General features: G+C 63.5%; 31 protein-coding genes. 9 read left to right on the top strand and 22 right to left on the bottom strand.

Annotated elements, in window-relative coordinates; genetic code table 11:
• Both fabB and fabA read right to left on the bottom strand, forming a co-directional pair.
• On the bottom strand, positions 1-1,224 hold the full coding sequence (fabB, locus tag BSG19_RS06215; protein ID WP_092986001.1) for a beta-ketoacyl-ACP synthase I: 1,224 nt from the start codon (positions 1,222-1,224) through the stop codon (positions 1-3).
• Between the two features lie 55 nt (positions 1,225-1,279).
• Positions 1,280-1,795: a 3-hydroxyacyl-[acyl-carrier-protein] dehydratase FabA gene (gene fabA / locus BSG19_RS06220; RefSeq protein WP_062595396.1), complete on the bottom strand. Its 516-nt coding sequence runs from the start codon at positions 1,793-1,795 to the stop codon at positions 1,280-1,282.
• 305 nt (positions 1,796-2,100) lie between these two features.
• Between fabA and irrA the strand changes: the two genes are divergently transcribed.
• Positions 2,101-2,520, top strand: coding sequence for an iron response transcriptional regulator IrrA (irrA, locus tag BSG19_RS06225; RefSeq protein WP_092986003.1), 420 nt, complete (start codon positions 2,101-2,103; stop codon positions 2,518-2,520).
• 28 nt (positions 2,521-2,548) lie between these two features.
• On the opposite strand, the gene BSG19_RS06230 is transcribed toward irrA, so the two are convergent.
• Complete coding sequence (locus tag BSG19_RS06230) at positions 2,549-3,184, bottom strand: trimeric intracellular cation channel family protein (RefSeq protein WP_092986005.1); 636 nt, start codon at positions 3,182-3,184, stop codon at positions 2,549-2,551.
• Positions 3,181-3,981, bottom strand: a complete 801-nt coding sequence (locus BSG19_RS06235; protein ID WP_092986007.1) for a YdcF family protein — start codon at positions 3,979-3,981, stop codon at positions 3,181-3,183. The genes BSG19_RS06230 and BSG19_RS06235 overlap by 4 nt, the downstream gene beginning before the upstream one ends.
• 194 nt (positions 3,982-4,175) lie before the next feature.
• Between BSG19_RS06235 and BSG19_RS06240 the strand changes: the two genes are divergently transcribed.
• On the top strand, positions 4,176-5,462 hold the full coding sequence (locus BSG19_RS06240; RefSeq protein WP_244529117.1) for a TIGR03862 family flavoprotein: 1,287 nt from the start codon (positions 4,176-4,178) through the stop codon (positions 5,460-5,462).
• Positions 5,463-5,481: 19 nt separating this feature from the next.
• Here BSG19_RS06240 and BSG19_RS06245 read toward each other — a convergent pair whose 3' ends face one another.
• From BSG19_RS06245 to BSG19_RS06255, 3 genes are all read right to left on the bottom strand, one after another.
• Positions 5,482-5,670, bottom strand: a complete 189-nt coding sequence (locus BSG19_RS06245; protein ID WP_092986009.1) for a hypothetical protein — start codon at positions 5,668-5,670, stop codon at positions 5,482-5,484.
• A gap of 104 nt (positions 5,671-5,774) precedes the next feature.
• Positions 5,775-5,933, bottom strand: a complete 159-nt coding sequence (locus tag BSG19_RS06250) for a YqaE/Pmp3 family membrane protein (RefSeq protein WP_092986011.1) — start codon at positions 5,931-5,933, stop codon at positions 5,775-5,777.
• Positions 5,934-6,017: 84 nt separating this feature from the next.
• Complete coding sequence (locus BSG19_RS06255; RefSeq protein ID WP_092986013.1) at positions 6,018-6,191, bottom strand: DUF1328 domain-containing protein; 174 nt, start codon at positions 6,189-6,191, stop codon at positions 6,018-6,020.
• A 238-nt stretch (positions 6,192-6,429) separates the two neighbouring features.
• Between BSG19_RS06255 and BSG19_RS06260 the strand changes: the two genes are divergently transcribed.
• From BSG19_RS06260 to BSG19_RS06275, 5 genes are all read left to right on the top strand, one after another.
• Positions 6,430-6,612 (top strand): hypothetical protein, encoded by a 183-nt coding sequence (locus BSG19_RS06260; RefSeq protein ID WP_092986015.1) that lies wholly within the window; start codon positions 6,430-6,432, stop codon positions 6,610-6,612.
• 480 nt (positions 6,613-7,092) lie between these two features.
• Positions 7,093-8,403: an NAD(P)/FAD-dependent oxidoreductase gene (locus BSG19_RS06265; RefSeq protein ID WP_092986017.1), complete on the top strand. Its 1,311-nt coding sequence runs from the start codon at positions 7,093-7,095 to the stop codon at positions 8,401-8,403.
• Between the two features lie 240 nt (positions 8,404-8,643).
• On the top strand, positions 8,644-8,811 hold the full coding sequence (locus BSG19_RS25985) for a hypothetical protein (protein ID WP_170865884.1): 168 nt from the start codon (positions 8,644-8,646) through the stop codon (positions 8,809-8,811).
• Positions 8,808-8,984, top strand: coding sequence for a hypothetical protein (locus BSG19_RS25675; protein ID WP_244529118.1), 177 nt, complete (start codon positions 8,808-8,810; stop codon positions 8,982-8,984). The genes BSG19_RS25985 and BSG19_RS25675 overlap by 4 nt, the downstream gene beginning before the upstream one ends.
• Positions 8,985-9,152: 168 nt before the next feature.
• Positions 9,153-9,761, top strand: a complete 609-nt coding sequence (locus BSG19_RS06275) for a DUF922 domain-containing Zn-dependent protease (protein WP_244529119.1) — start codon at positions 9,153-9,155, stop codon at positions 9,759-9,761.
• A gap of 15 nt (positions 9,762-9,776) precedes the next feature.
• On the opposite strand, the gene BSG19_RS25990 is transcribed toward BSG19_RS06275, so the two are convergent.
• Positions 9,777-9,914, bottom strand: a complete 138-nt coding sequence (locus tag BSG19_RS25990; RefSeq protein WP_170865885.1) for a hypothetical protein — start codon at positions 9,912-9,914, stop codon at positions 9,777-9,779.
• 241 nt (positions 9,915-10,155) lie between these two features.
• Here BSG19_RS25990 and BSG19_RS06280 point away from each other — a divergent pair, with 241 nt between their 5' ends.
• A complete protein-coding gene (locus tag BSG19_RS06280) occupies positions 10,156-10,815 on the top strand; it encodes a peroxiredoxin (protein WP_092986023.1) in 660 nt (219 codons plus the stop codon).
• 27 nt (positions 10,816-10,842) lie between these two features.
• Here BSG19_RS06280 and BSG19_RS06285 read toward each other — a convergent pair whose 3' ends face one another.
• The 11 genes from BSG19_RS06285 to phnG form a co-directional block, all read right to left on the bottom strand.
• Positions 10,843-11,982, bottom strand: a complete 1,140-nt coding sequence (locus BSG19_RS06285; protein ID WP_092986025.1) for an alpha-D-ribose 1-methylphosphonate 5-triphosphate diphosphatase — start codon at positions 11,980-11,982, stop codon at positions 10,843-10,845.
• A gap of 69 nt (positions 11,983-12,051) precedes the next feature.
• A complete protein-coding gene (gene phnE / locus BSG19_RS06290; RefSeq protein ID WP_170865886.1) occupies positions 12,052-12,882 on the bottom strand; it encodes a phosphonate ABC transporter, permease protein PhnE in 831 nt (276 codons plus the stop codon).
• An 82-nt stretch (positions 12,883-12,964) separates the two neighbouring features.
• Positions 12,965-13,960, bottom strand: coding sequence for a phosphonate ABC transporter substrate-binding protein (gene phnD, locus BSG19_RS06295; RefSeq protein WP_092986027.1), 996 nt, complete (start codon positions 13,958-13,960; stop codon positions 12,965-12,967).
• A gap of 47 nt (positions 13,961-14,007) precedes the next feature.
• Positions 14,008-14,874: a phosphonate ABC transporter ATP-binding protein gene (gene phnC, locus BSG19_RS06300; RefSeq protein WP_092986029.1), complete on the bottom strand. Its 867-nt coding sequence runs from the start codon at positions 14,872-14,874 to the stop codon at positions 14,008-14,010.
• Between the two features lie 123 nt (positions 14,875-14,997).
• The gene (locus BSG19_RS06305) at positions 14,998-15,615 is read right to left on the bottom strand and encodes a DapH/DapD/GlmU-related protein (RefSeq protein ID WP_092986031.1); all 618 of its coding nucleotides are present in this window, start codon (positions 15,613-15,615) and stop codon (positions 14,998-15,000) included.
• On the bottom strand, positions 15,615-16,331 hold the full coding sequence (gene phnL, locus BSG19_RS06310) for a phosphonate C-P lyase system protein PhnL (RefSeq protein ID WP_092987237.1): 717 nt from the start codon (positions 16,329-16,331) through the stop codon (positions 15,615-15,617). Before phnL ends, BSG19_RS06305 begins: the two co-directional genes overlap by 1 nt.
• Before the next feature lie 63 nt (positions 16,332-16,394).
• Complete coding sequence (gene phnK, locus BSG19_RS06315) at positions 16,395-17,168, bottom strand: phosphonate C-P lyase system protein PhnK (protein WP_092986033.1); 774 nt, start codon at positions 17,166-17,168, stop codon at positions 16,395-16,397.
• Entirely contained in the window at positions 17,165-18,064 is a 900-nt protein-coding gene (locus BSG19_RS06320) for an alpha-D-ribose 1-methylphosphonate 5-phosphate C-P-lyase PhnJ (RefSeq protein WP_092986035.1), read from the bottom strand. Before BSG19_RS06320 ends, phnK begins: the two co-directional genes overlap by 4 nt.
• Entirely contained in the window at positions 18,061-19,164 is a 1,104-nt protein-coding gene (locus tag BSG19_RS06325; protein ID WP_092986037.1) for a carbon-phosphorus lyase complex subunit, read from the bottom strand. Before BSG19_RS06325 ends, BSG19_RS06320 begins: the two co-directional genes overlap by 4 nt.
• Positions 19,165-19,167: 3 nt before the next feature.
• Positions 19,168-19,758: a phosphonate C-P lyase system protein PhnH gene (gene phnH / locus BSG19_RS06330; RefSeq protein WP_092986039.1), complete on the bottom strand. Its 591-nt coding sequence runs from the start codon at positions 19,756-19,758 to the stop codon at positions 19,168-19,170.
• Positions 19,755-20,216: a phosphonate C-P lyase system protein PhnG gene (phnG, locus tag BSG19_RS06335; RefSeq protein WP_092986041.1), complete on the bottom strand. Its 462-nt coding sequence runs from the start codon at positions 20,214-20,216 to the stop codon at positions 19,755-19,757. Before phnG ends, phnH begins: the two co-directional genes overlap by 4 nt.
• Positions 20,217-20,329: 113 nt before the next feature.
• On the opposite strand from phnG, the gene phnF reads away from it, so the two are divergent.
• Positions 20,330-21,064, top strand: a complete 735-nt coding sequence (gene phnF, locus BSG19_RS06340; RefSeq protein WP_092986043.1) for a phosphonate metabolism transcriptional regulator PhnF — start codon at positions 20,330-20,332, stop codon at positions 21,062-21,064.
• 10 nt (positions 21,065-21,074) lie between these two features.
• On the opposite strand, the gene BSG19_RS06345 is transcribed toward phnF, so the two are convergent.
• The 3 genes from BSG19_RS06345 to BSG19_RS06355 all read right to left on the bottom strand — a co-directional run bounded on the left by BSG19_RS06345 (position 21,075) and on the right by BSG19_RS06355 (position 24,379).
• Positions 21,075-21,920, bottom strand: a complete 846-nt coding sequence (locus BSG19_RS06345; RefSeq protein WP_092986045.1) for a DeoR/GlpR family DNA-binding transcription regulator — start codon at positions 21,918-21,920, stop codon at positions 21,075-21,077.
• 322 nt (positions 21,921-22,242) lie between these two features.
• Entirely contained in the window at positions 22,243-23,190 is a 948-nt protein-coding gene (locus BSG19_RS06350) for a D-ribose ABC transporter substrate-binding protein (protein ID WP_092986047.1), read from the bottom strand.
• Between the two features lie 130 nt (positions 23,191-23,320).
• Complete coding sequence (locus BSG19_RS06355) at positions 23,321-24,379, bottom strand: ABC transporter permease (RefSeq protein WP_092986049.1); 1,059 nt, start codon at positions 24,377-24,379, stop codon at positions 23,321-23,323.

Genomic DNA, 24,379 nt, shown 5'->3' on the forward strand with positions numbered 1-24,379 from the left:
TTACCCGTTGTAGCGCTGGAAAACGAGCGTGGCATTGGTACCGCCGAAGCCGAAGGAGTTCGAAAGCACGGTGTCGATCTTCGCATCGTCGATACGCTTGCGAACGATCGGAACGCCGTCGAACTCCGGGTCGATCTCGGTGATGTGGGCGCTTTCGCCGATGAAGCGTTCCTGCATCATGAGCAGCGCATAGATCGATTCCTGAACGCCGGCCGCACCCAGCGAATGGCCCGTCAGCGACTTGGTCGACTGGACCGGCGGGATCTTCGCCCCGAAGACCTCGCGGATGGCGCCGATTTCCTTGCTGTCGCCGACCGGCGTCGAGGTGCCGTGCGTATTGATGTAGTCGATCTCCGTCTTCACGGTGGCCATCGCCTGCCGCATGCAGCGGATGGCGCCTTCGCCGGACGGGGCAACCATGTCGTAGCCGTCGGATGTCGCGCCGTAGCCGGTCAGCTCGGCATAGATCTTCGCACCGCGAGCCTTGGCATGTTCCAGCTCTTCGAGCACCAGCACGCCGGCGCCTCCGGCGATGACGAAACCGTCGCGGGACACGTCGTAGGCGCGCGAGGCGCTCGCCGGAGTGTCGTTGAACTTCGATGACATCGCGCCCATCGCGTCGAACAGGTTCGACATCGTCCAGTCGAGATCCTCATGGCCGCCGGCGAACATGATGTCCTGCTTGCCCCACTGGATCATTTCCGCGGCATTGCCGATGCAGTGCGCGGATGTCGAACAGGCCGAGGAGATCGAGTAGTTGACGCCGTGAATCTTGAACCAGGTCGCAAGGGTCGCCGACGCGGTCGAGGACATGGCCTTGGGCACCGCGAACGGGCCGATGCGCTTCGGGCTGTTGTTCTTGCGGGTGATGTCGGCGGCTTCGATCAGCGTCCGCGTGGACGGTCCGCCCGAACCCATGATGATGCCGGTCCGCTCGTTGCCGGAGATGTCGCTCTCCTCGAGACCCGAATCGGCGATCGCCTGCTTCATGGCAACGTGGTTCCAGGCGCCGCCCTGCGACAGGAAGCGCGCCGCGCGCCGATCCACGAGGTCCGTCGTGTCGAGATCGGGCGAGCCCCAGACCTGGCAGCGGAACCCGTGCTCGGCAAAATCGCTGGAAAAGCTGATACCGGAGCGCGCATCGCGCAGCGAAGCCGTAACTGCTTCGGCGTCGTTCCCGATGGAGGAAACGATACCAAGACCCGTGACAACAACCCGTCTCATCTCGATGACCTTTTCTTGAAGTGAACTGGAGAAAGCGCGTAAGACCCTTTAAGGATCAGGCTGCCTTTTCCTTCGACAGGCCGACGCGAAGATCCGTTGCCTGGTAAATGGTTTCGCCGTCGGCCTTCAGCCAGCCGTCCGCGATGCCGAGCACAAGCCGGCCGCGCATGACGCGCTTGAAGTCGATGCCGTATTCGAGCAGCTTGGTGTCGGGAAGAACCATGCCCTTGAATTTCACTTCGCCGGTGGACAAGGCCATGCCGCGGCCGGGCTCGCCGAGCCAGCCGAGGAAAAAGCCCGTCAACTGCCACATGCCGTCGAGGCCAAGGCAGCCGGGCATGATGGGATTGCCGGGGAAATGACAGGGGAAATACCAGTCGTCCGGCTTCACGTCATACGCGGCGCGGATGTACCCCTTGTCGAACGTGCCACCGGTTTCGGAAATGTCCGTTATGCGATGGACCATCAGCATCGGCGGAAGCGGCAACTGCGCATTGCCGGGGCCGAACAGTTCGCCCCGCGCGCAACGCAGGATGTCGTCGTAGCCGTAGCTGGATTGTCTGGTCGTCATGAACGTCTGGTGTCTCCGCCAAGATGTCTAAGGTTAGCCCGGTTGCGAACCGGGTCTTGCTTTTGCCGAGCCGCTCGACCCGTGGTTCTCTCGCCGTCCGGGACATGCCGGTTTTGGCCTATATCCGCAGTCGCATAGCGCATGATACCGAAAACAACCAGTAGCAATTGCCATATCGTCATTTTTTCGCGGCCTTTTGTCCTCCGGGGCGGGTCAGGCACCTTTATGTGTATTGAAAGGCCGGCCCACCAAAGTTATATCGACACGATGACTCAACTTAACAAGAGCTGCCCGGACAAGTCTGCATGACGATGGAAACTGAGATGAGGCCCGACGACCGTTTGCGCCGCTTCGGCCTCAGGCCGACGCGTCAGCGCATGGCGCTGGCCGATCTCCTGTTTGCAAAGGGTGACCGTCACCTGACGGTCGAGGAGTTGCACGAGGAGGCCGTAACCGTCGGCGTGCCCGTGTCGCTGGCCACCGTCTACAATACGCTGCACCAGTTTACCGAGGCCGGCATGATCCGCGTTCTCTCGGTGGAGGGTGCAAGGACCTATTTCGACACCAATGTCTCCGATCACCACCACTTCTTCGTGGAAGGTGCAAACGAGGTGCTCGACATCCCCGTCAACAACATCACCATCGGCAACCTTCCCGAGCCTCCGGAAGGCATGGAAATTTCCCATGTCGACGTGGTGATCCGGCTGAAGCCTCGGCAACGCTGACACGTCGTTTCCCCGTCAGTGTTTTCTCTCAGAGCACATCGTCAGGGTCTCGGCCCGGGCCGGCCTTGCCTGTCGGCAGCGTCCAGCCGAATTTCAGCGCACCACCCCGCACGATGAAGGCGGAGACGATGCCGAGCGCGGATGCGGCGATCAGCGGAAGACCCGCAAGCGTTGCGAGCGTGAAGACGGCAGAGCCCGTCAGTGCCGCCGTCACATAGATTTCCGGGCGCAGAAGCACCGAAGGTTCGCCTGCGAGAAGATCGCGTAGGATGCCGCCGAAGGTCGCGGTGAGCATGCCCGTGACCAGAGCGACGACGGGTGAACCCGTGGCCGATAACCCTTTGGCGGCACCCATCACGCAATAGGCGGACAGTCCGATCGCATCGAGCCAGACCAGCGCGCGATACCGTGAATCGAGCCGGTGCGAGGACAAAAACAGAATGACGCCGACACTCGCGCAGATCACGAGATAGAGCGGGTTCTTCACCCAGAAGACGGGCGTCGCCCCCAGGATGACGTCGCGGAGCGTGCCCCCGCCGATGCCGGTGATGGAGGCAAGGAAGATGTAGCCGATGATATCGAGCTGCTTGCGCGAGGCGGACAGCGCACCGGTTGCCGCGAAGACGGCGACGCCGGCATAATCGAGAAGATCGAGAACGCTCATGGGCGTTCCGCCGCCGGAAAGAGGGCAGAGGTGCGGCCTGTGAAGGAATAGGCGGCAAGGCCGATCCACTCGCGCACCGCCGTCGTCGTCAGCTGCGCATTGAGCGCCGGCTGGCTGAAGTCGAAGCCGTAACGCGCCTTGCCTGTCGTCCGGTAATCCGTCGGCCAGGGCGTAATGGCTATGCCGAGCTTGCGGAACAGCCCGACGGCGCGTGGCATGTGGAAGGCCGAGGTGATCAGCAGGCAGTTCGACAGACCGTTTTGCGACAGGAGTGCCTGCGTATTCGCCGCATTTTCGAATGTCGTGCGCGACGCGTCCTCGCGGATCAGGCGCTCGACGGGTACGCCGAAGAGCGGAAAGAACCGCTCGGCAACCTCTGCATCGCCATCATAGGTCCCGCTGAGCGAACCGTCGCCGCCCGATATGAGGATGCGGGCGGCAGGCACGAGGCGGGCGATGCGCAGCGCCTCGACGAAGCGGTCGGCCGCCTGGTTGAACTCGATTCCGCCGCGCGTCGACATCACCTCGTTCTCGAAGGCGCCGCCGAGGATGATCATGCAGGAGAGATCCGCTGGAAGGGCAGGCGGGCGTGGAAACCGGTCTTCCAGCCGTTGCAGCAGCACACTGCCGGTGGTCGTGAAAAGGGTCACGAAGAGGAGGAGCGTCGCGCACCCTGACAGGAGAAGCCCGAGCCGCTGGTAACCGGCGACGACGGAGACGAACCCGGAGAGCACGAGCGCAAAGGCGAGCGACAGAGGCTGGGCAATCAGCCAGAAGATCTTGGAGACGAGAAACATGGATTTGGGCACGCGAGGTTCGGATATCGATGGGGGACCATAGACGTCAGGCTTACCCGGAGGCAACCGGTGGCGGTGAGGGCATTCGCGGTTGTGACCGCGGTGATCGCGTTCGCCGGTGTCCTGTCCCCGTCTGAACACCTGCCCCGCTCGCCATCTTGCACCGAGCCGGCCTTTGCCGCATGAAACGAACCATGACGACAGCGGACAATATGACAAAGACGATCGCGATCATCGGTGGAGGACCGGCGGGGCTGGCGGCTGCCGAAATCCTGTCGAAAACACAGCATGCGGTCACCGTCTATGACGCGATGCCGACGATCGGCCGCAAGTTTCTGCTTGCGGGGAAGTCGGGCCTCAACCTGACGCATGCCGAACCTTACGACACTTTCGCCAGCCGCTTCGGCGCAGCCAATGACAGGCTTCGGCCGGCTCTCGATGCGTTCTCTCCCAAAGACGTGCGGCGCTGGGCTGAAGGCCTCGGCGTCGAAACCTTCGTCGGTTCGTCGGGACGCGTGTTTCCCAAAGCCATGAAAGCATCGCCCCTGTTGCGGGCGTGGCGCCAGCGGCTGGAGACGCGCGGTGTCACCATCCAGACCCGCTGGCGGTGGGTTGGCTTCAGCGACAGCGCGAACGATCATGACCTCGTGTTCGAAACGCCGGAAGGCATCCGGACGATCGCCAGCCACGCGACGGTGCTGGCGCTAGGCGGGGCAAGCTGGCCACGGCTCGGTTCCGACGCCCGATGGGTTCCGATGCTGGAAGCCCAGGGAATTGCCGTTGCGCCGTTCCGTCCTGCCAATTGCGGTTTCGATGTCGCCTGGAGTGAGGAGTTTGCCGCGCGTTTTGCAGGGGCGCCGGTAAAGTCGGTCGTGGCGACGTCGCAAGACGGGCGTACACAAGACGGGCGTACACAAGACGGGCGCACCCAAGACGGGCGCACACAGGGCGAGTTCGTCATCACGCGTCACGGGATCGAGGGTAGCCTCGTTTATGCACACTCGGCGGCACTGAGGGATAGGCTGGAGGCGGAGGGGCAGGCCGACTTCGTCCTCGATCTTCTGCCGGGCCGCTCGCTTGAGGCTTTGACATCCGCTCTGGAGATGGCACCCCGCAAGGCGAGCTTCAGCAATCGTCTGCGCAAGGCGGCAAGGATCGATGGCGCCAAGCTGGCGCTGCTGCGGGAGGTGATTCGAAATGCAGATCGTTTGCCGGCAAACGATCTCGCTTCCGTGCTGAAAATGCTGCCGATACCGCTGGTTCGACCAAGGCCGATCGAAGAGGCGATCTCGTCCGCCGGCGGCATATCGTCCGGAGCGATCGACCCGAGCGGAATGCTGCGGCACATGCCGGGCGTCTTCGTTGCGGGCGAAATGGTGGACTGGGAAGCGCCGACCGGCGGATACCTGCTGACGGCCTGTTTTGCGACGGGCCGGCATGCGGCATCGGGCCTCTTACGTTGGATGTCCGGGGCGGATTAAAATGCGGCCCGTCCTATACCTAGCGAAAAACCGGCGCTCTCGTGGCGTTCATGAGCAGTTCCTGCTCGGTCGCAAACTGTCCGAACAGGCGCGTCAGGCGAAGCTTTTCATCATCTCCGAGCCGATATCGACGGCAGAAGTCATCCACGCTGCGCACCCGGCGCAAGGGGCTGCTTTCCACTTTTGCAACGTCGATATGCTCGCTCACGGTCTGTCCCTTTCAATTGGCGGATAGCAAACAATCCGCCACGGAATTGGTTCCGTGGCGGATGAACTTTTTCTGCTTCGGCCCAGGAAAGCCTCGTCGCGCGCTTATTTTTTCAGGATGACCCAGATGGCGTGGATGATGCCCGGAATGTAGCCGAAGATCGTCAGCAGGATGTTCAGCCAGAAGTGCAGGCCGATACCCACCTGAAGGAAGACGCCAAGCGGCGGTACGAGAATGGCGAGAAGAATGCGCAGGACGTCCATGATAATCTCTTTCTAAAAGCTCCGATGGTCAAATGGCCGAGATGCCGGGAAGGTTGAATTCCCAGCTCTCGTCGACGGCATGACTCAGAGCACGGCGCTACCCGCCATGAAGGCGAGGACCACGAAGATCAGGAAGACGACGATGGCGATGAAGAACAGCACGCGGGCAATGGTCGCTGTGGCAGCGGAAACGCCGGAGAAGCCCAGAAAGCCGGTGATGAGGGATACGACGAAGAAGATCAGCGCCCACTTGAGCATGGTAGTTCCTTTACGAACGGGTTCGCTTTCAAACGCATATCCGGGAAATTTGTTCCTGATGAAGGCCGCCGCGATGCTAAGGCTGTTTGAATATGGAGAGGTCCGTGACGCGGTCCGTTTCATGAAACGCATATAAAACTGTTCAATTGCGTACGGTTCTCCCTGCATTAAAATAGTTGAATGACGGTGCAGGCATTGAGGAGGAGAACACTCATCTTATTAAAGATAGAGAACCTCTATGACCGAAGAGAAGAAAAAGCGTCGTCCGAAAGCGGGGCCGGCGCTCGGCAATATTGATGAAACGAAAGTGGTCGCGCAGGCAATCATCGACACGCAGCTGAACGCCGCTCGTGAGAAGACGGAGCGTTTGAAGCGCCTTCGCCTCCAGCGAGAGGCGCAGCCGGACGAGACGGCACGCTGATCGCAGCGTGCCTGCGAAAGACAGGATCACGACGCCAAGAGCGGGATGGGTGATCGCTGGCCGGATGGGTGGGAAGCTCGCCTGCCGTTTCGTTGGCCATAGGAAGAAAGCGGAAAAATCCCTATGTTCTTCATCCCCATCGCGTCCGCTTGACACGGCCTGCGATCTGGGTGGTCAAGTATGTGAACCTTGCTTGGTTCCGGCTAACGGATCGATTTTCAACAGCTGATAGAATTTTCGCTCCGGTCTTCCGAACGCCGTCCTGACGGCACGGATCTTCGGGAACCATGGCCGGTCGTGGCGGTTTGCATCGCCGGGCTGTTTTGCCGTACGTTGTCATAACGATGATCGGGCCATGACGATGTTCGGAAAACAGGTGCTTCGGCAAGGGCGCCTTGTTTCACCCACCCCGTTCGTGCTTCATGTGAGGGATCGCGGATAAGCGTCTCTCATTATTTGCGCCATGAGGAGTTCTCGGTGATGAATGTTCTGGAACCCGCAGACCCTGTCATGACGCCACCCCGCCGCCGCGTCGTCATTATCGGGGCAGGCTTTGGCGGTCTGGCCTGTGCGGGCGCTCTCGGGGATACGGATGTCGATGTGATCGTCATCGACCGGCGAAATCACAATCTGTTCCAGCCATTGCTGTATCAGGTCGCCACCGCGGCGCTTTCTCCGGCGGATATCGCCGAGCCGATCCGCCGTACGCTGGGGCGATACCGTAACATCCACATCATGCTGGCCGAGGCCGACGGCGTCGATACCGAGACCAGACAGGTGATGCTGAGGGATGGCGGCACCGTCTTCTACGATCAGCTGGTGATCGCCACCGGCTCCGACTACAACTACTTCGGCCATGACGATTGGCAGCATTTCGCGCCGGGCCTGAAGACCCTCCACGAAGCGCGTCGTATCCGTCACCGCCTGCTTCTGTCTTTCGAGAAGGCAGAGCGGACGGAGGATCCAGAGGAGCGGAAGTCTCTGCTTACCAGCATCGTCGTTGGAGGCGGGCCGACCGGCGTCGAGATGGCCGGCGCCATCTCCGAGCTCGGTCGCTCGATGGCATCACGCGACTTCCGCACCATTCCGGCAAGCGATCTCCGTGTCATTCTGGTCGAGGCAGGGCCACGTATCCTCTCGGCTTTTCCGGAACACCTGCAGGCCTACGCCCTGCGCTATCTCGAAAAGATAGGCGTCGAGGTGCGGCTGGGTGCGCAGGTGTCCGATATCACAGCGGAGGGCGCCGTCATCGCCGGACAAATGGTCCGCGCGGGCAGCATCGTCTGGGGTGCGGGCGTCAAGGCGTCGCCGGCCTTCCGTTGGCTCGGCATCGAGGGCAAGGCGAACGGTCGCATCCCGGTGGATGGCAAGCTCCGGGTCGAAGGGTTCAAGAATATCTTTTCGCTCGGCGACACCTCGTTCCAGGCGAGCGAGAGCGGCGCGCCGCTGCCAGCCCTTGCACAGGTGGCAAAACAGCAGGGCCGCTATCTCGGCAAGCTTCTGGCCAGGCCCGACGCGATCGAGACGGCCAAGCCGTTCCATTTCGCCAATCGCGGCAACACCGCCGTGATCGGGCGCAACGCCGCGATCTTCGATTTCGGTCGCTGGACGCTGAAAGGCTATCTTGCCTGGATCCTCTGGGCGATCGTCCATGTCTATCTCCTCGTCAACTTCGAAAAGCGGATGCTGGTCACCGTCCAGTGGATCTGGCGATATCTCACCCGTCAGCGCGGCGCGCGCCTGATCGACGAGAACGACAAGGAAGATGTGTCACCCGCCGTGATCAGGTGATGTCGGTCAAGCCGGCGTACGGCATCTGACGGATACGGATGTCGGTTCCTTGATTTCGGAACCTTTGGCGCCGGGACTGGTTCGACCCCCGACAGACGATGCGCGGGAGCACTCCGCCATCCCTTCATCCGGCCCCGTGCCGGCATGCCTGTCGCGGCCGCGCCGGCTCCCCCCTGTCGCCGGTTCTGTCGCGACAGGCTCATCCAGAGCGCGCCCCGGCGCGCCGAGCGTGAGGTCGATATGCCTGAGAATTACACATCCCTGATCGTCATGGTGGTCGTGCTCGTGGGTGTCTGCGGCGTGGTCGGCGCCTGGGCGCTCCGCAGCCGCCGACGCAGTGCCACGATGGCGTCCCTTGGTCGTCAGGATCGCCAAGACAAGACGCTGGAACACGGGAGAATATCGTGACCGGAGATCGAAACCGCGAGCCATACATCGCCCCTTCCGCCGATACGCCAGAGCAGACGGAGCGTAAATCGAAAGCCGGCAAAGGGATCATTATGTTCATCGCGGCTTTCGCCATTGCCGCGTTCCTGATGTATCTGAGCGTTATCATCTATGGGAGCATCGTGCGTGTCTGATCACGGCCACGAATACGATGCTTTGCCATTCCCCCCGGAGTGGCGATCGATCAAAGAAGCCCGGTTTTCTGGGGCTCTCTATCTGATCGATGATTTTATATTCGAAGCGATTCCTGTCTCGGGCATTATGCGGTAGGTTCCCGCCCGCAGCCAAAGGCGGGATGACGGGTGATACGACGGAAGACGATCTGGGCTTTCATAGCCGCGACCATGGTTCCGGCGCTTGCTGCGCCTTTGCCGGCAAGGGCAGAGGTGAAGGCGACGGAGACCGTCGAAACCTACGCGATTTCGGGCAAGACCGGTGCTGAACTCTACGCATCGATCGGCGCACGGGGGCCTCTTCTCGGCGCAAACAGGGTCATTGCCCATACGCGTTTCAAGCTGACATGGCGAAGAGACTACCAGAGACGCGGCAATGATTGCGTCCTCGCATCGGCAATCCCGCGCCTCACCATCATCACGACCCTGCCAAAGCCGACGGCGAAGCTCTCGGGCCCCGTCGGCGCAAGCTGGACCCGCTTCATCGACGGCGTTCGCCAGCATGAAGCGGTGCACGGACGATATGTTCGCGAACTTGTCGCGAAGATCGAGACGGCGACGATCGGGCTGACGCAGCCGGACGATCCCGGCTGCACGAAGATCAAGACAGAGATGAACCGCCGCCTGGGCGCCATCTCCGATGAGCGGCGCGATCTCGATCGCGCCTTCGATCAGGCGGAGTTCACCGAGGGCGGCGCTGTCCACACGCTTATTCTGGCGCTGGTCAACGGTCCCTGACAAAGCGGCACGTCGTCAGGGATTCTGATCGAGCGCACTGGGCGAGGGCTGTCCGCCCTGCTGGTTGTCGTCATGCGAGGGCATGGTGCCGAACAGGATGATGCCGACGACGATGGCGATGGCGGCGAGGATGACGAAATATCGCATTTTCACGAGAGGGCTCGCTCCGTTGGAAGGTCGGGATGCCCGAACAGCGCATCGTCTCCAGTGTTCCCGTAGATCGTGTCATGACGGCTTGCGTGCGGTATCTCCTGGCTCGTCAAGGCACTGCATTCGTTTTTATCATTCGAGGAGGAAAATTTGGTGGCCGGCCCTGCGGCGTGCAGGCGGGGACAGCCTTGAACGAGGGCCGCGATGATGCCACTTTCCGGCAACTTGAAAAGAGGACCGTTCCATGAGCCTGCGCATCAACGATATCGCCCCTAATTTTACCGCCGAAACCAGCAAGGGAACGATCTCGTTCCACGACTGGATCGGCGATGGCTGGGGTGTTCTTTTCTCGCATCCCAAGAATTTCACGCCGGTCTGCACGACGGAACTCGGCGCCATGGCGGGCCTTCAGGACGAGTTCGCCAAGCGCGGCGTCAAGGTCATCGGCATCTCGGTCGATCCGGTCGAAAGCCATGAGCGCTGGAAGAACGACATCCGCACGGCCACCGGCTTCGAGGTCGATTACCCGCTGATCGGCGACAAGGACCTCGCTGTCGCAAAGCTCTACGACATGCTGCCGGCGGGTGCCGGTGAAAGCTCGGAGGGCCGCACGCCTGCCGACAACGCGACCGTGCGCTCGGTGTTCGTGGTCGGGCCGGACAAGAAGATCAAGTTGATCCTCACCTATCCCATGACGACCGGCCGTAACTTCGACGAAATCCTGCGCGCGATCGACTCGATCCAGCTGACGGCGAAGCATCAGGTGGCGACGCCTGCGAACTGGAAGCAGGGCGAGGACGTCATCATCACGGCAGCTGTTTCCAACGAGGACGCCATCGCCCGCTTCGGCAGCTTCGATACGGTGCTGCCCTACCTGCGCAAGACGAAGCAGCCGACCGCCTGAGGTCGGAGCAGACGGCGGACGGTTGGCTCAGGCGACGCGTTCGCCGGCCCGCCACACGCCGGCCACGAGAGGCGGCGCACCGGGCTCCGCCCGCACGCGAAGCAGATCGGCCCGAAGGCCGGTCTCGATCCGGCCGCGATCGGCAAGCCCTGCCGCCCGCGCCGGGTTTGCCGTGATCATGCGCACCGCATGCGGCAGATCGGTCTGTCCGCGCTCGGCGAGCAGGAAGGCCGCCTGAAGCAGGCTGAAGGGCACATAATCCGACGAGAGAATATCGAGGGCATCGCACTCCAGAAGGTCGAGCGCGGAGACATTGCCGGAATGCGACCCGCCCCGCACGACGTTCGGCGCACCCATCAGCACCTGTAGATGACAAGCCTTGGAGAGTGTGGCCGCCTCGATCGTGGTGGGGAACTCCGCAAGGGCGATGCCGAGATCGACGCTCTCGCGCACATGGGCAGCCGTCGCATCGTCATGCGAGGCCATGGGGATACCGGCTTCGCGGCAGCGCGCCGCAAGGGCGAGGCGATTGCGGTCGGCATTCTCCACCGACTGGGCGATACGCCGGGCACTGAACGCTTCGAAATCCGCATCGGAAATCTTCTTCTTGCCCTGATAATAGATCCGGTAGGCCTCGAGGCTCACGAACTGCCGCTGTCCGGGGGCGTGATCCATCAGGGATGCCAGCCGAACCCGGTCGTTGCGCTTCATCTCATCGAACTGTTCCACCACATCGGGCATGGAGACTTCGCAGCGCAGGTGGATGAAGTGCTCGGCGCGCAGGCGATTGGCATCCGTCGCCGCCGAGATGGTTGCCGCCATGTCGGCCATATCGCCGGTTCCCAGATCCGTATCGCCGTCGAGCCCGACGCGAAGCGCGTCGAACACGGTGGTGATGCCGGCGGTGGCGATCTGCCCGTCATGCGCCTGTAGAGCTGCGGCAAGGTTCCAGCGGACCTTCGGGCGCGGCTGGATATGCGTTTCCAGATGGTCAGTGTGCAGTTCGACGCAGCCCGGCATCAGGTAATCGCCTTGCATGTCGGTCCCGTGCGCCGTCGTCCCCGTGCAGATGTCGGCAATGACGCCATCGCGGACGAGAACGGTGCCCTCGACGATCTCTGTGGGGAGGATGATGGCGCAGTGGGTGAAGATCTGTTCGCGTGTCATGGTCTGCCGTTCCGCAGCATGAGGCTGCAGCTTTTCGGGTAGGAGGTGAATGTGCGTGGCAACAGCGCGTCAGATGACGAGCTTGCGCAGTTGCTGGGAGAGAATATCCATCAGGGTCACGGTTGCAACGATGATGAGGAGGATCGCGGAGGCCTGAGGATAGTAGAAACCGCGAATGCTCTCGAAAAGGATCTGCCCGATGCCGCCGGCGCCGATGAGGCCAAGCACGGTGGCGGAGCGGATATTGGATTCGAGGCGATAGAGCGAAAACGAGATCCAGAGCGGCAGAACCTGCGGGATGACGCCAAAGATAACCTGCTGCAGACGGGAGGCGCCGGTGGTGCGGATGGCCTCGACCGGACGCGGATCGATCGCCTCGACGGCTTCCGAGAAGAGCTTGGCGAGAATGCCCGTCGTGTGAACGAACAGCGCCATGACGCCGGCAAATGGCCCGAGGCCGACGGCGACGACAAACAGAACGGCAAAGACGATCTCATGGATCGCGCGGAACAGGTCCATCAGCCGGCGAACCGGGTGCAGCACCCACCAGGGGGCCATGTTGTGGGCCGAGAGGATACCAAAGGGAATGGACAGGAGAACCGCGAGAAAGGTGCCCCAGAGTGCGATCTGGATCGTGACGATCATTTCGCGGAGATAAGACGCCCATTCCTTGAAATCCGGTTTCAGGAAATCCTTGGCATAGGTCGCCATGTTGCCGGCGTCCGAGAAGAGGTAGGTCCACCGCCCCATTTCGGCCGGTCCCCAGCTGGCGGCCAGGGCGCCGACGAAGACCAGCGTGACGAGCCAGCCGCGCATGCCGCTCCGAGAGGGCCTTGCTCCGGTCTGGTTCGTCGTCGGGCGGGCATGGGTTGCGCCGGTTGAGGCGATGACGTCGGTCATGGGCGTCGTCCTTGATGGATCGGGCAGTCGGAAACGGTAAGGAAACCGGAGCGGACGGTGCCGCCCGCTCCGGTTCAAGGCATCAGCCGTTGGAGGCCGTTCCGAGTTCGGCTTCGTACTTCGCCTTCTGCTCGGTCAGCGGCTTGACCTTCTCGGCCTTGGCTTCCGCCGACAGCGAGGCGTCGCCTTCGATCTTGGCGATCGACTTCGACAGTTCCATCACGCGGATCGGCAGGAGCTGCTTGTCGGTCGAGGCCCTGAACGGCGCCCACTTCAGGGCGGCGAGGACCTCCTTCTCATGGGCGACGTCGCCCGTGGAGTTGGCAGTGCCGTAGCTGAGGAAGAAGTCGCGCAGCTTGGTCTTTGCCTCTTCCGGCAGGTCCTTGCGCCAGACGATCGGGTCGGAAGGGATCAGCGGCGAGCGCCAGATTTCGCGAATATTGGCGAAAGCATCCGGCTTGTTCTGCTGGATCAGCGCCATGTTCTCGGTGTTGTTGGCCGCCGCATCGACCTGTTTCATGGCAACGGCCATGGCGTTGGTCTCGTGGTTGGCGTTGGTCACCGTCTTGAAGCAGGCCTTCGGGTCGATGTTGCGCGTGCCGAACACGAAGGTCATGGGTACGAGATAGCCGGAGGTGGAGTTCGGGTCGCCGAGGCCGAAGCTCTTCGTCTTGTCGCAGGTCAAGAGTTCATCGATCGTCTGGATCGGCGAGTCCTTGGGGACGATGACGACCGACCAGTAGCCTGGGTCGCCGTTCTTGGCGACGCTCTGCACGAACACTTCGCCATCGGCACGATCGACCGCTTCCATGGCCGATTTGTTGCCGTACCAGGCGACCTGCACCTTGTTGAAGCGCATGCCTTCGATGATGCCGGCATAATCGGAAGCGAAGAAGGGCTTCACCTCGAGACCGGTCTTGGTCTTGAGGTCGGCCAGAAGCGGCTCCCAGGTGGTCTTCAGGTTCTGCTGGGATTCGGTCGAGATGATGCCGAAGTTGATGGTCTCAGCGGCAAGCGCCTGCTGGCTCAGTGTGGCGGCGAACGAAAGCGCCGCAATGCTCTTGAAGATCGCGTTCATGGTGGTCTCCGGTTGGGCCGTTATCGTGGATCGGGCAGTATCTTGAATCAGACGGGGACGAGCGCCGCCTGACGTTTGTGAAGTCCGACGCCGGATGGCGCCATGGGGTCGTCCGGGCCGCCCGGGGCGGCATCCGGCAGGACGAGTTCTTCCGATGCCGCTCCGTAGAGCTCGGCCAGGAAATCGTTGGAAAGGGCGGTGGACGGGCCGTCATAGACGATAACGCCGTCGCGCATGGCGATCGTGCGGCGGCAATAGCGCCGCGCATATTCGACCTGATGGAGCGACACGAGCACGGTAATGCCGTCTTCGCGGGAGATGTCGGCGAGCACGTCCATCACCCGGCGCGCAGCCGACGGATCGAGCGCCGAGATCGGCTCGTCGGCAATCAGGATACGGGCTTCCTGCACGAGGGTGCGGGCGATGGCCGCGCGCTGCTGCTGGCCACCGGAAAGCGTTGACGCACGTTGCGCGGCAACCTGGGGAATGCCGACGCGGGCGAGTGCGGCTCGCGCCTTGTCCTTCTCCCCGGCGTTGAACAGGCCGAGCGTGCCACGCCAGCGCGGTATGCGGCCGAGATGGCCGATCAGGACGTTGGTCAGCACGGACAGCCGTCCGACGAGGTTGAACTGCTGGAAGATCACGGCGACGCGGCCGCGTGCCGCCTCCCGGTTCATCCGCCCGCCCGCCTGCGACACCGCGCCGAGAATCTCCACACGCCCGCCATCGCCATCGCCAATCTCCAGGCCGGCGATATGGCGAATGAGCGTGCTCTTGCCGGAACCGGAAGCGCCGATCAGCGCCACCATCTCGCCCTGCTCCAGCATCAGGCTCACACCGTTGAGCGCCCGCGTTTCGCCATAGCGTTTCGACAGATTGGTCACGGAAAGCGCGACAGGGGTAATTTCGGTCATGGTTTGATCCCGGGCAGCAGCTCGAAAGCCGACGTCATGCCGGCTGCACGTCCAAAGACTGTGAGTGCCAAGCGATGATGGTTGCGTGACGTTTGCATGAAACTTTTGCGTCAGCCGATCCTATCAGACGGCGTAACGCGCGATGAACGCTTCGCCCGTCAGCGAGCGGAAGTCCTCGAGCGCGGCAAACAGCCGGTCGTGCGGCCAGTCCCACCAGGCGAGCGTCTCCATGTCCTCAGCCGTTGCACGCGTGAAACGTTCGCGGATCAGCCGGGCCGGCACGCCGCCGACGACCGTGTAGGGCGCGACATCGTGCGAGACCACGGCGCCCGCCCCGACGACGGCCCCGTTGCCCACCGTCACGCCCGGCAGAACCGTCGCGCCGTGACCGATCCAGACATCGTGCCCGATGGTGACGCGCCGGGCGCGGCGTGCCGCAAAGAAATCCGCCTCGTCCGCAGCTCCGTCGAAGTAGTCGCCGGCCCTGTAGGTAAAGTGATGCAGCGTGGCGCGCTCCATCGGGTGGTTCGTGGCGTTCAGCCGTACCATGGAAGCGATGTTGACGAACTTGCCGACGGTTGCGCACCAGAGGGCGCAATCCTCCATGACATAGGAATAGTCGCCGAGGTCCACCTCGCCGAGGCGCGATCTCTCGGCGATCTCGACATAGCGGCCGAGGCGGCAGTCGGTCACACGCGCCGTCTCGTGGATCGTGGGGTGATGTTCGGAGAGCTTGGTCATCACGCAGCCTTTCGGGCGGAGAATGCGGAGACGTCGATGGTGCGGGTCGCCACCGCCTCGCGCACCGGCTGGTCGTGGAAGATGCCTAGAATGGCGGTGCCGCGCGCGAGCTTCTCGCCGATCATGGCGGTCACGACATCGCGATTTTCCGCGTCCAGAGAGGCCGTGGGCTCGTCGAGAAGAAGAACGGGGTGATCCGTGATGAAGCCGCGGGCAATATTGACGCGCTGCTTCTCGCCGCCGGAGAAGGTGGCGGGCGGAAGCCCGTGCAGCGTTTCCGGCAGGTTCAGGCGCGTGAGCATGTCGCGAGCCCGCAAGATGGCCGTCGCCCGGTCGATGCCGCGCGAGACGAGCGGCTCGGCGACGATCTCGACGGCGGAGACGCGGGGCACGGCGCGCAGGAACTGGCTGACATAGCCGATGCCGTCATGCCGGATGGCAAGAACGAGACGCGGATCGCCGGCCCCGAGGTCGCGAACCTCGCCGTTTTCCGGGTCCCGCACGAGGACCGAGCCCTCGTCGATTGCGTAGTTGCCATAGACCATCCGCAGGATCGACGACTTGCCGACCCCCGAGGGACCGCCGAGAACGACGCATTCGCCCGGAAAGAGATCGAAGCGGACATTGGCGACCACAGGCAGCACGACGCCATCGCGCAGATGCATCACGAAGGATTTCGCGACATCGCGCACGCTGAGCAGCGCGCCTTCCGGCATGGCAGGATGAGTCGGCGTGATGGAGGAGAGGGACATCGGCGGGCTCCGGTTCGGCATTCGGGCTCAGGATTCGGGGATGGAGGCGACGAGAAGCTGGGTATAGGCGTGGCGGGGATCGTCCAGCACCCGATCCGTCAGCCCGGCTTCCACGATGTGCCCGCCCTTCATGACGATCATGCGCTGCGACAGGAGCCGCGCCACGGCGAGGTCGTGGGTGACGATGACGACGGCGAGCGACAGGTCGGTGACCAGTCCGCGCAGAAGATCGAGCACGCGGGCCTGAACGGAAACGTCGAGCCCGCCGGTCGGCTCGTCCATGAAGATCAGCCGGGGATGGGTAACGAGGTTTCGGGCGATCTGAAGGCGCTGGCGCATGCCGCCGGAAAAGGCGATCGGCTGGTCGTCGATCCGCTCGGCGGCGATCTCCACGCGCGACAGCCAGTCGCCGGCCGTGCGGCGGATGTCGCCATAATGGCGCTCGCCCACGGCCATCAGCCGCTCGCCGACATTGGCGCCAGCCGAGACGCGCATCCGCAACCCGTCCGCCGGGTTCTGGTGCACGAAGCCCCAGTCGGTGCGCATCAGGAAGCGGCGCTCCGCTTCCGAGAGATCGGCAAGATCGGGGAAGCGCCCGTCGCGCATCCGGTAGCGGATTTCGCCTGCGGAGCGTTCCAGCCGGCCGGAGATGCAGTTGAGCAAGGTCGTCTTGCCGGAGCCGGACTCGCCCACGATGGCGACGACTTCGCCCGGCCAGACGTCGAAGGAGACGCCGGTACAGCCGATGAAGGAGCCGTAGCGCTTTTCGAGGCCACGGACGGAGAGGATGGGGTCGGTCATCGCGCGGTCTCCCGGGCTGTCGGTGCTGAGCCGCCGAGCTGCGGCAGGCCCGGACCCTTGTGGCCGTCCGCTTGCCGTGTCTCGCAATTGTCGGTGTCGGAGCAGACGAACATGCGTCCGCCCCGGTCGTCGGTCACCACCTCGTCCATGTAGACGCCGGTCGCATTGCAGAGCGCGCAGGGGCGGCTGAAGGTCTGGACGGCGAAGGGATGGTCCTCGAAATCGAGGCTCGTCACCTGGGTGAAAGGCGGCAGCGCATAGATGCGCTTCTCGCGCCCCGCCCCGAAGAGCTGCAAGGCGGGGGAACGATCGAGCTTCGGATTGTCGAATTTCGGAATGGGCGAGGGGTCCATGACATAGCGACCCTCGACCTTCACCGGATAGGCATAGGTGGTGGCGATATGGCCGTGCTGAGCGATGTCCTCGTAGAGCTTCACATGCACGAGGCCGTACTCCTCCAGCCCGTGCATGACCCGGGTTTCGGTCTCGCGCGGTTCCAGAAAGCGCAGAGGCTCGGGGATCGGCACCTGGAAGACGATGGTCTGGTGCGCTTTAAGCTTCTCTTCCGGAATGCGGTGGCGGGTCTGGATGATGGTCGCATCCGCCGTCTTGGTCGTCGTCGCGACATTCGCGGTCTTGGCGAAGAATGCCCGGATCGAAACGGCATTTGTCGTATCGTCCGCGCCCTGATCGATCACTTTCAGAACGTCGTCGGGTCCGAGAATGGCGGCCGTCACCTGTACGCCGCCCGTGCCCCAGCCGTATGGCATCGGCATCTCGCGGGAGGCGAAGGGCACCTGATAGCCGGGAATGGCGATGCCCTTCAGGATCGCGCGGCGGATCATGCGTTTGGTCTGCTCGTCCAGATAGGCGAAGTTATAGGCGGGCAAGGTCATTCCGCGGCCTCCTGTCGGTCCGTCCCGGCGGTCTTTTCCGCCGCATGTTCCCGCCGCAGCATGCGCAGCAGGTCGAGTTCGGCCTGGAAGTCCACATAATGCGGCAGTTTCAGATGCTCGACGAAGCCGGTGGCTTCGACGTTGTCGCAATGGGAAAGGACGAACTCCTCGTCCTGCGCCGGGGCTGCGCGGTTCTCATCGAACTCGTCGGCACGCAGCGCGCGATCGACGAGGCTCATCGACATGGCCTTGCGCTCCGACTGTCCGAAAACGAGCCCGTAGCCGCGCGTGAAGCGCGGACCGTCCTCGCCGCCGCCCTTGAACTGCGACACCATCTGGCACTCGGTGACGCGGACGGCGCCGATATTGACGGCAAAACCGAGCTCCGGCAGGTCGATCTCCAGATCGACAAGGCCGATGCGCACTTCGCCGACGAAGGGGTGCGTGCGCCCGTAGCCGCGCTGGGTCGAATAGCCAAGCGACAGAAGAAAGCCTTCGTCGCCGCGCGCCAGTGCCTGGAGCCGGAGGTCGCGTCCGGCGGGAAAGCCGGTCGGATCGCGGGTGAGGTCGCCCGGCTCGGCATCGGAGGGGATGTCCGGCTCGATCAGGCCTTCGCCATTGAGGATGTCGGTCACGCGAGGATAGGCGGCATCCTCAGTGACGTCACGCCGGGCGCCGGGCTCGACAGGATGGTCGCCGGCCATGTCGGGGTCGATCAGGCGGTGGGTATAATCGAAGGTCGGCCCCAGCAGCTGCCCGCCGGGAATATCCTTGTAGGTGGCCGATACGCGCCGCTCGATGCGCATCGCCGCCGTCTCTACCGGCCGCGTCGCACCGAAGCGTGGCAGCGTCGTGCGATAGGCCCGGATGAGGAAGATCGCCTCGATCATGTCGCCGCGCGACTGTCGCACGGCCATGGCGGCAAGCTCGGGATCGTAGAGCGACCCTTCGGCCATGACCCGGTCAACGGCAAGCGAGAGCTGGCCCGCGATCTGTTCGAGCGAGAGAGCGGGAACGGAGCGATCTCCCCGACGACGGTCGGCCAGAAGCTTGTGCGCCTTCTTGATGGCGGCTTCACCGCCTTTGACGGCTACATACATGGCTCAGGCCTCCTGAATGTGTGTGGTGCGGGGCAAAGCCAGAGCCTCGCCGCCCGAAACGAGGACGAGGTCGAAGCCGAGCGGGAAACCGGCACGGTTGGCGGCCATCACGTCGAGAAAGCCGGCGCCCAGGCCCTGCGGCGCAATCTCCGTGGTCGTCTCGATGCCCGGCCCGCTGAGGATGAGCCGCCGCCCGCCGCGAAGGGCTTCGAGCGGCAGGAGCAGCGTGGCCGAGCGATCCGGATATTCCGCCGTGCCCACGGCAAAGCGGCTCCAGCCTGTGCAGTCGCCGGTCTCGCCGAGATGCACGAAACGCGCTGCCTGTGCTTCCGTCGTTGCCGTTGCGCCGGTGTGGAAGGCGACCCAGGCCTTGGCGTCCGGCATGTCCGTCTCGAAGAAGACGGGCGTGTCGCCGTCCGCCAGCGCCAGAAGAACCGCGCCCGCGGCCGGTGACATCGGTGCCGGGGGCAGAACGAGGCCGGATAGATCCGCGACGCTGCCCGGTCGCGCAAAGGCATCCATCAGGGCGCGAAAGGCGCGTTGCGATCCGAACACGGGTTCGGCAAAGCCGCCATCGACCATTGCAAGGTTCATCGGTCTTCTCCCCGAACCAGCGTGAAGAAATCGACGCGCGTCGCTTCCGTTTCCTCCGCGCGTTGCTGGCGCGCGGCGGCATCGAGAGCGAGCGCTGGCGCCACCACATCCGTTTCGATCACGGCCTGCCATGCGTCGAGCTGCCCGAGCGCATCGAGATGCGCCACCATGCGGGCCTTTTCGATATCGCGACCGAGAATGATCGCGTGGCCGACCTCGCCGCTTTCGAGCTTCACGGTCGCCCGCGTCACGCTGGCCTCGCCGAGATTGAACGGGGCGCCGCCGCCGCCGATCCGCCCGCGCACCATGACGGCGCCGATTTCGGGGCCACGCACGGGAATGGCTTTCGGCGCCGTCTTCGTGAGTGCACCGTAGCGCGCACCTAACAGGTCGGCCGGCATGGAGGCCATGGCGTCAAGGGCGCGCTTGCGGCCCGATGTTTCGTGTTCTCTGGTCATTTCGGATCCTATTTGTCTATTTGTGTAGACAACTAATCTTGATCCGATTTATAACCCGGAAATCATGACGCCGCTATGACACCGCGCGGCGTTAGAATGGGAAGGAGCCGACATTGGACGGGCATGATGACGGTATTTCACGCTGGCGGCGGGTCGCCGACGGCATTCGCGCCTCGATCATGGAGGCCGCCGTGACCGATCGGCTGCCGCCGGAAACGGAGCTGGCGACGGAGTACGGCGTCAACCGACATACCGTCCGCCGCGCCATCGCGGCGCTGGCGGCAGAGGGTGTCGTGCGTGCAGAGCGCGGCCGCGGCACCTTCGTCAATCCGGTCGAGCCGCGCATCTCCTATCCGATCGGCACGCGGGCGCGGTTCTCCGAAAACATGATGCGCCAGTCGCTCGAGCCCACGGGCCGGCTCGTCGGTTCGCAGAAGGTCGTGGCCGACATGGCCATGGCACGGCTGCTGGGCCTTGCGCCCGGTGCGCCGCTGCACCGGCTCGACCACATGGCCGTGGTGGATGGCGTGCCGCTCTCCCGCTCCACATCGCATTTCCCGGCGGAGCGCTTCCCCGGCATCATTGCGGCCTATGCGCAGGAAGGGTCGATCACCCAGGCGCTCCGCCGCTGCGGCCTTGCGGATTATCGCAGGCGCGAGACGCGGCTGACGGCAGACCGCATCTCGCCGAGCGATGCCGATGCGCTCTCCTGCGCCGGCGATGCCATCGTTCTGGTGACCAATGCGGTGGATGTGGATCTCGATGATCGGCCGGTGCAGGCGATCCGCACCCGCTTCCTTGCCGACCGTATGGAACTCGTCTTCGTCAATCCGGAAAGCGCTGCGTGAGCGGACGTCGCTACCGTGCTGCCTTCGGCCGATCCACCGGTGCGACCATCAGGTTGATGCCCTTGGATCGCATGCGCTCCAGATGCTCCGGGGCGATGTTGTCGTCCACGATGACGAGGTCGAATTCGGTCAGCGCGGCGAAGGAATAGAGCGCCCGGCGCTCGAATTTCGTGTGGTCGGCGAGAAGAATGCGCATGGCGGCGCTGTCGAACATCGCCCGCTTCGTTTCCACCATTTCCGGCGACTGGTGAAAGGCAACGTCGTCGAGAATGGCCGACATCGACATGAACACGGTATCGGCCCTGAGCTTCTCGATCTCGCGGATGGTCATGCGCCCCATGAAGGCGTTGCACCAGTTGTAGAACTGCCCGCCGAGCCCGAGCAGCGTCACGTCCGGCACGGCCTTCAGGTCGTTCATCAGATTGAGCGAATTGGTGATGACCGTCAGCGGCACCTTTTCGGGCAGGTGATGGGCCATTTGCAGCACGGTCGTGCTGTCGTCGAAGAAGATCGCCTGTCCCGGCTCGATGAACGTCATGGCCGCCTGCGCGATGGCGGCTTTCTCGCGCGCCTGACGGCTGGAGCGGTAGACGTCGCTCGATTCGATAAGGCTTGTCGGTGCGGCTGTCACGATGCCGCGCGTCTTGCGAAAGAGACCGCGGCTGACGAGTTCGTCGACATCCCGGTGCGCCGTCATCAGGCTGATGCCGAAACGGTCGGTCAGGTCCTCGATCCGCATCGAGCCCTCGGCCATCACGGCTTCGGCGATCAGCTGGCGGCGCACGATCTGGCGGGCCTGGCGGCTGTCGCTGGGAAGCTCGGACATGAACTGACCGGCGGTTGTCCTGTTCGTCATCCCTTAGCCCCCTCTGTTCGCTCTGCATGCGTCCTAGCGCATAAAACCTCTAACGGGAAACCCGTTCGCAAGGATGCGACCGCCGGGCGTGGGAAGAGAGCGTAAGGAGAAAGAGGGCGCCGCGAGCGGCACCCTCCCGCGGATTTGAGAGTGCCGCATCATCTCCTTCGTCATGCTCGGGCTTGTCCCGAGCATCTGCAATGCCCTGATTTCATCGACGCCGGCAGATCCTCGGCACAAGGCCGAGGATGACGATCGCGAAGGGACCGCTTGTTGGCAAATGACGGCCTTCGCGGGCAGCACGCTGTCTCCTGTCGAAGGCTTACTTGTCGAGCACGAAGGGTGCCGAATACTTGTCGACATTGTCTTTGGTGATGAGCAGGCAATCGAACAGCTGCTTTTCGGACTTGGCACCCGTGGCACCCGTCTTGATGAAGCTGTCGGCCTGCTTCACGGCTTCTTCCGAGAAGACGGCGACCGGCTGAAGCACGGTGTACTGCAATTCGCCGGCCTTGATGGCGGCGACTGCGTCCGGCGAACCGTCGAAGCCGCCGACCTTGACGTTGGCGATCTTGCCGGCTTCCTTGAGCGCCGCGATGGCGCCGAGCGCCATTTCGTCATTGCCCGAGATCACGCCGTTGATATCCGGATTGGCCTGCAACATGGACTGCATCTTGTCGTGGCCCTTGGTGCGGTCCCAGTCGGCCACTTCGGAGGCGACCTTTTCGAGGTCCGGATACTGCGTCAGCACGGTCTCGTAGCCGTTGGAGCGGGTCGCGGCATTGTTGTCGGAGGGCGCGCCGAAAAGCTCGACATATTTGCCCTTGTCGCCGACGGCTTCCACCCATTGGGTCGCGCCGAGTGCCGCACCCTGCGCATTGTTGGAAACGAGCTGCGCCTTGGCGAGGCCTTCCTGGTTGATCTCGGCATTGACGAGAATGACCGGGATGCCGGCAGCGACGGCCTTCTTGACCGCGCCGACGGAGCCGTCGGCATTGGCCGGATCGAGGATGATCGCCACCGACTTGTTGGTGATCGCGGTGTCGATCAGGTTGCTCTCGGTGTTGGTGTCGCCCTTGTGCGCGCCGACGGTCGCGGTGTAGCCGAGCTTTTCGGCAGCGGCCTTCGCCACATTGCCTTCGGTCAGCCAGTAGGGGTTCGACGGGTCGTTGACGATCACCGTCATCAGGCCCTCGGCATAGGCGGTGCTTGCAAACATCGTTGCGGCAGCGGCGGCTGCCATCAGCAGGCGGCTGGCTTTTTTCATCATGGTCTCTCTCCCGGTTGAATTGCGGTCTGGTTATGCCGGTCACCCGGCGGTGCTTGTCCGTGCCGGGCCCCTGCCTCTCCTCGAGAAGGCAGAAAGCCGGGGATGCGGAGAAGGTCGTGTGTCGGTCGCCTTACTTCGGGCGGCGGCCGTACTGGATGCTGTTGAGCAGGACGGCGAGCACGATGACCGCGCCGGTAAAGACGGTCTGCCAGTAGGAGGACACGCCGATGATGACGAGGCCATCCGACAGGAAGCCGATGACGAAGGCGCCGAGCATGGTGCCGCCGATCGTGCCGCGTCCGCCCGTCAGCGCCGCGCCGCCGATGACGACGGCCGCAATCGCCGTCAGCTCGTAGGTCGTGCCGGCCGTCGGGCCCGCCGAGGTCAGCTGCGACGAGAGGACGAGGCCGGCAATGGCCGCAGAGATGCCCGAAAGCACGTAGACGATGATCTTGACCCGCTTGACCGGCACGCCGGAAAGCTCGGCCGCGCGCTCGTTGCCGCCGGACGCATAAAGCCAGCGGCCGAAGGCAGACCGGCTGAGCATGACGAAGCAGAGGATGGCGAGGAGCGCGAGAACCAGAACGCCGATCGGCACGCCGAACAGACGGTTGAAGCCCAGCCAGTCGAAGCCGGTATTGCCAAGCTCGGGGCGGCCGCCGAGATTGTTGAAGGTCAGGCCGTTGGTCATCAGCAGCGCGACGCCGCGCGCGACATAGAGCACGCCGAGCGTCGCCACGAAGGCGGGAACGCGGAGATAGGCGATCAGCACGCCATTCACGGCGCCGACGAAGGCGCCGAGCGCGCAGGTGAGAATGACCACGACCCAGACAGGCGGATAGAGCACCACGCCAAACGTGTTGAGCGTCACGCCCTGCATGAGGTAGCCCGCCACGACGCCGGACAGACCGAGGGTCGAGCCGACCGAGAGATCGATGCCGCCGTTCAGGATGACGAGCAGCATGCCGATGGCGAGGATGCCGAAGATCGCCACATGCGACGACATGATCAGGAAATTGGCGACGGAGAAATAATAGGGCGACAGGAACGAGAACACGACGATGATCGCGATCAGCGCGAAGAAGGCGCGGCCTTCCAGGAGCAGATGGCCGATATTGATCGTCTTCTTCGGGGTCGATGTTTTCTTTTGTGGCGGTCGGGCGGTCGCGGTAGAATGGGTTGCCGACAT

Origin of the sequence: Rhizobium sp. NFR03, assembly GCF_900111275.1 — a bacterium.
GTDB lineage: Bacteria > Pseudomonadota > Alphaproteobacteria > Rhizobiales > Rhizobiaceae > Ferranicluibacter.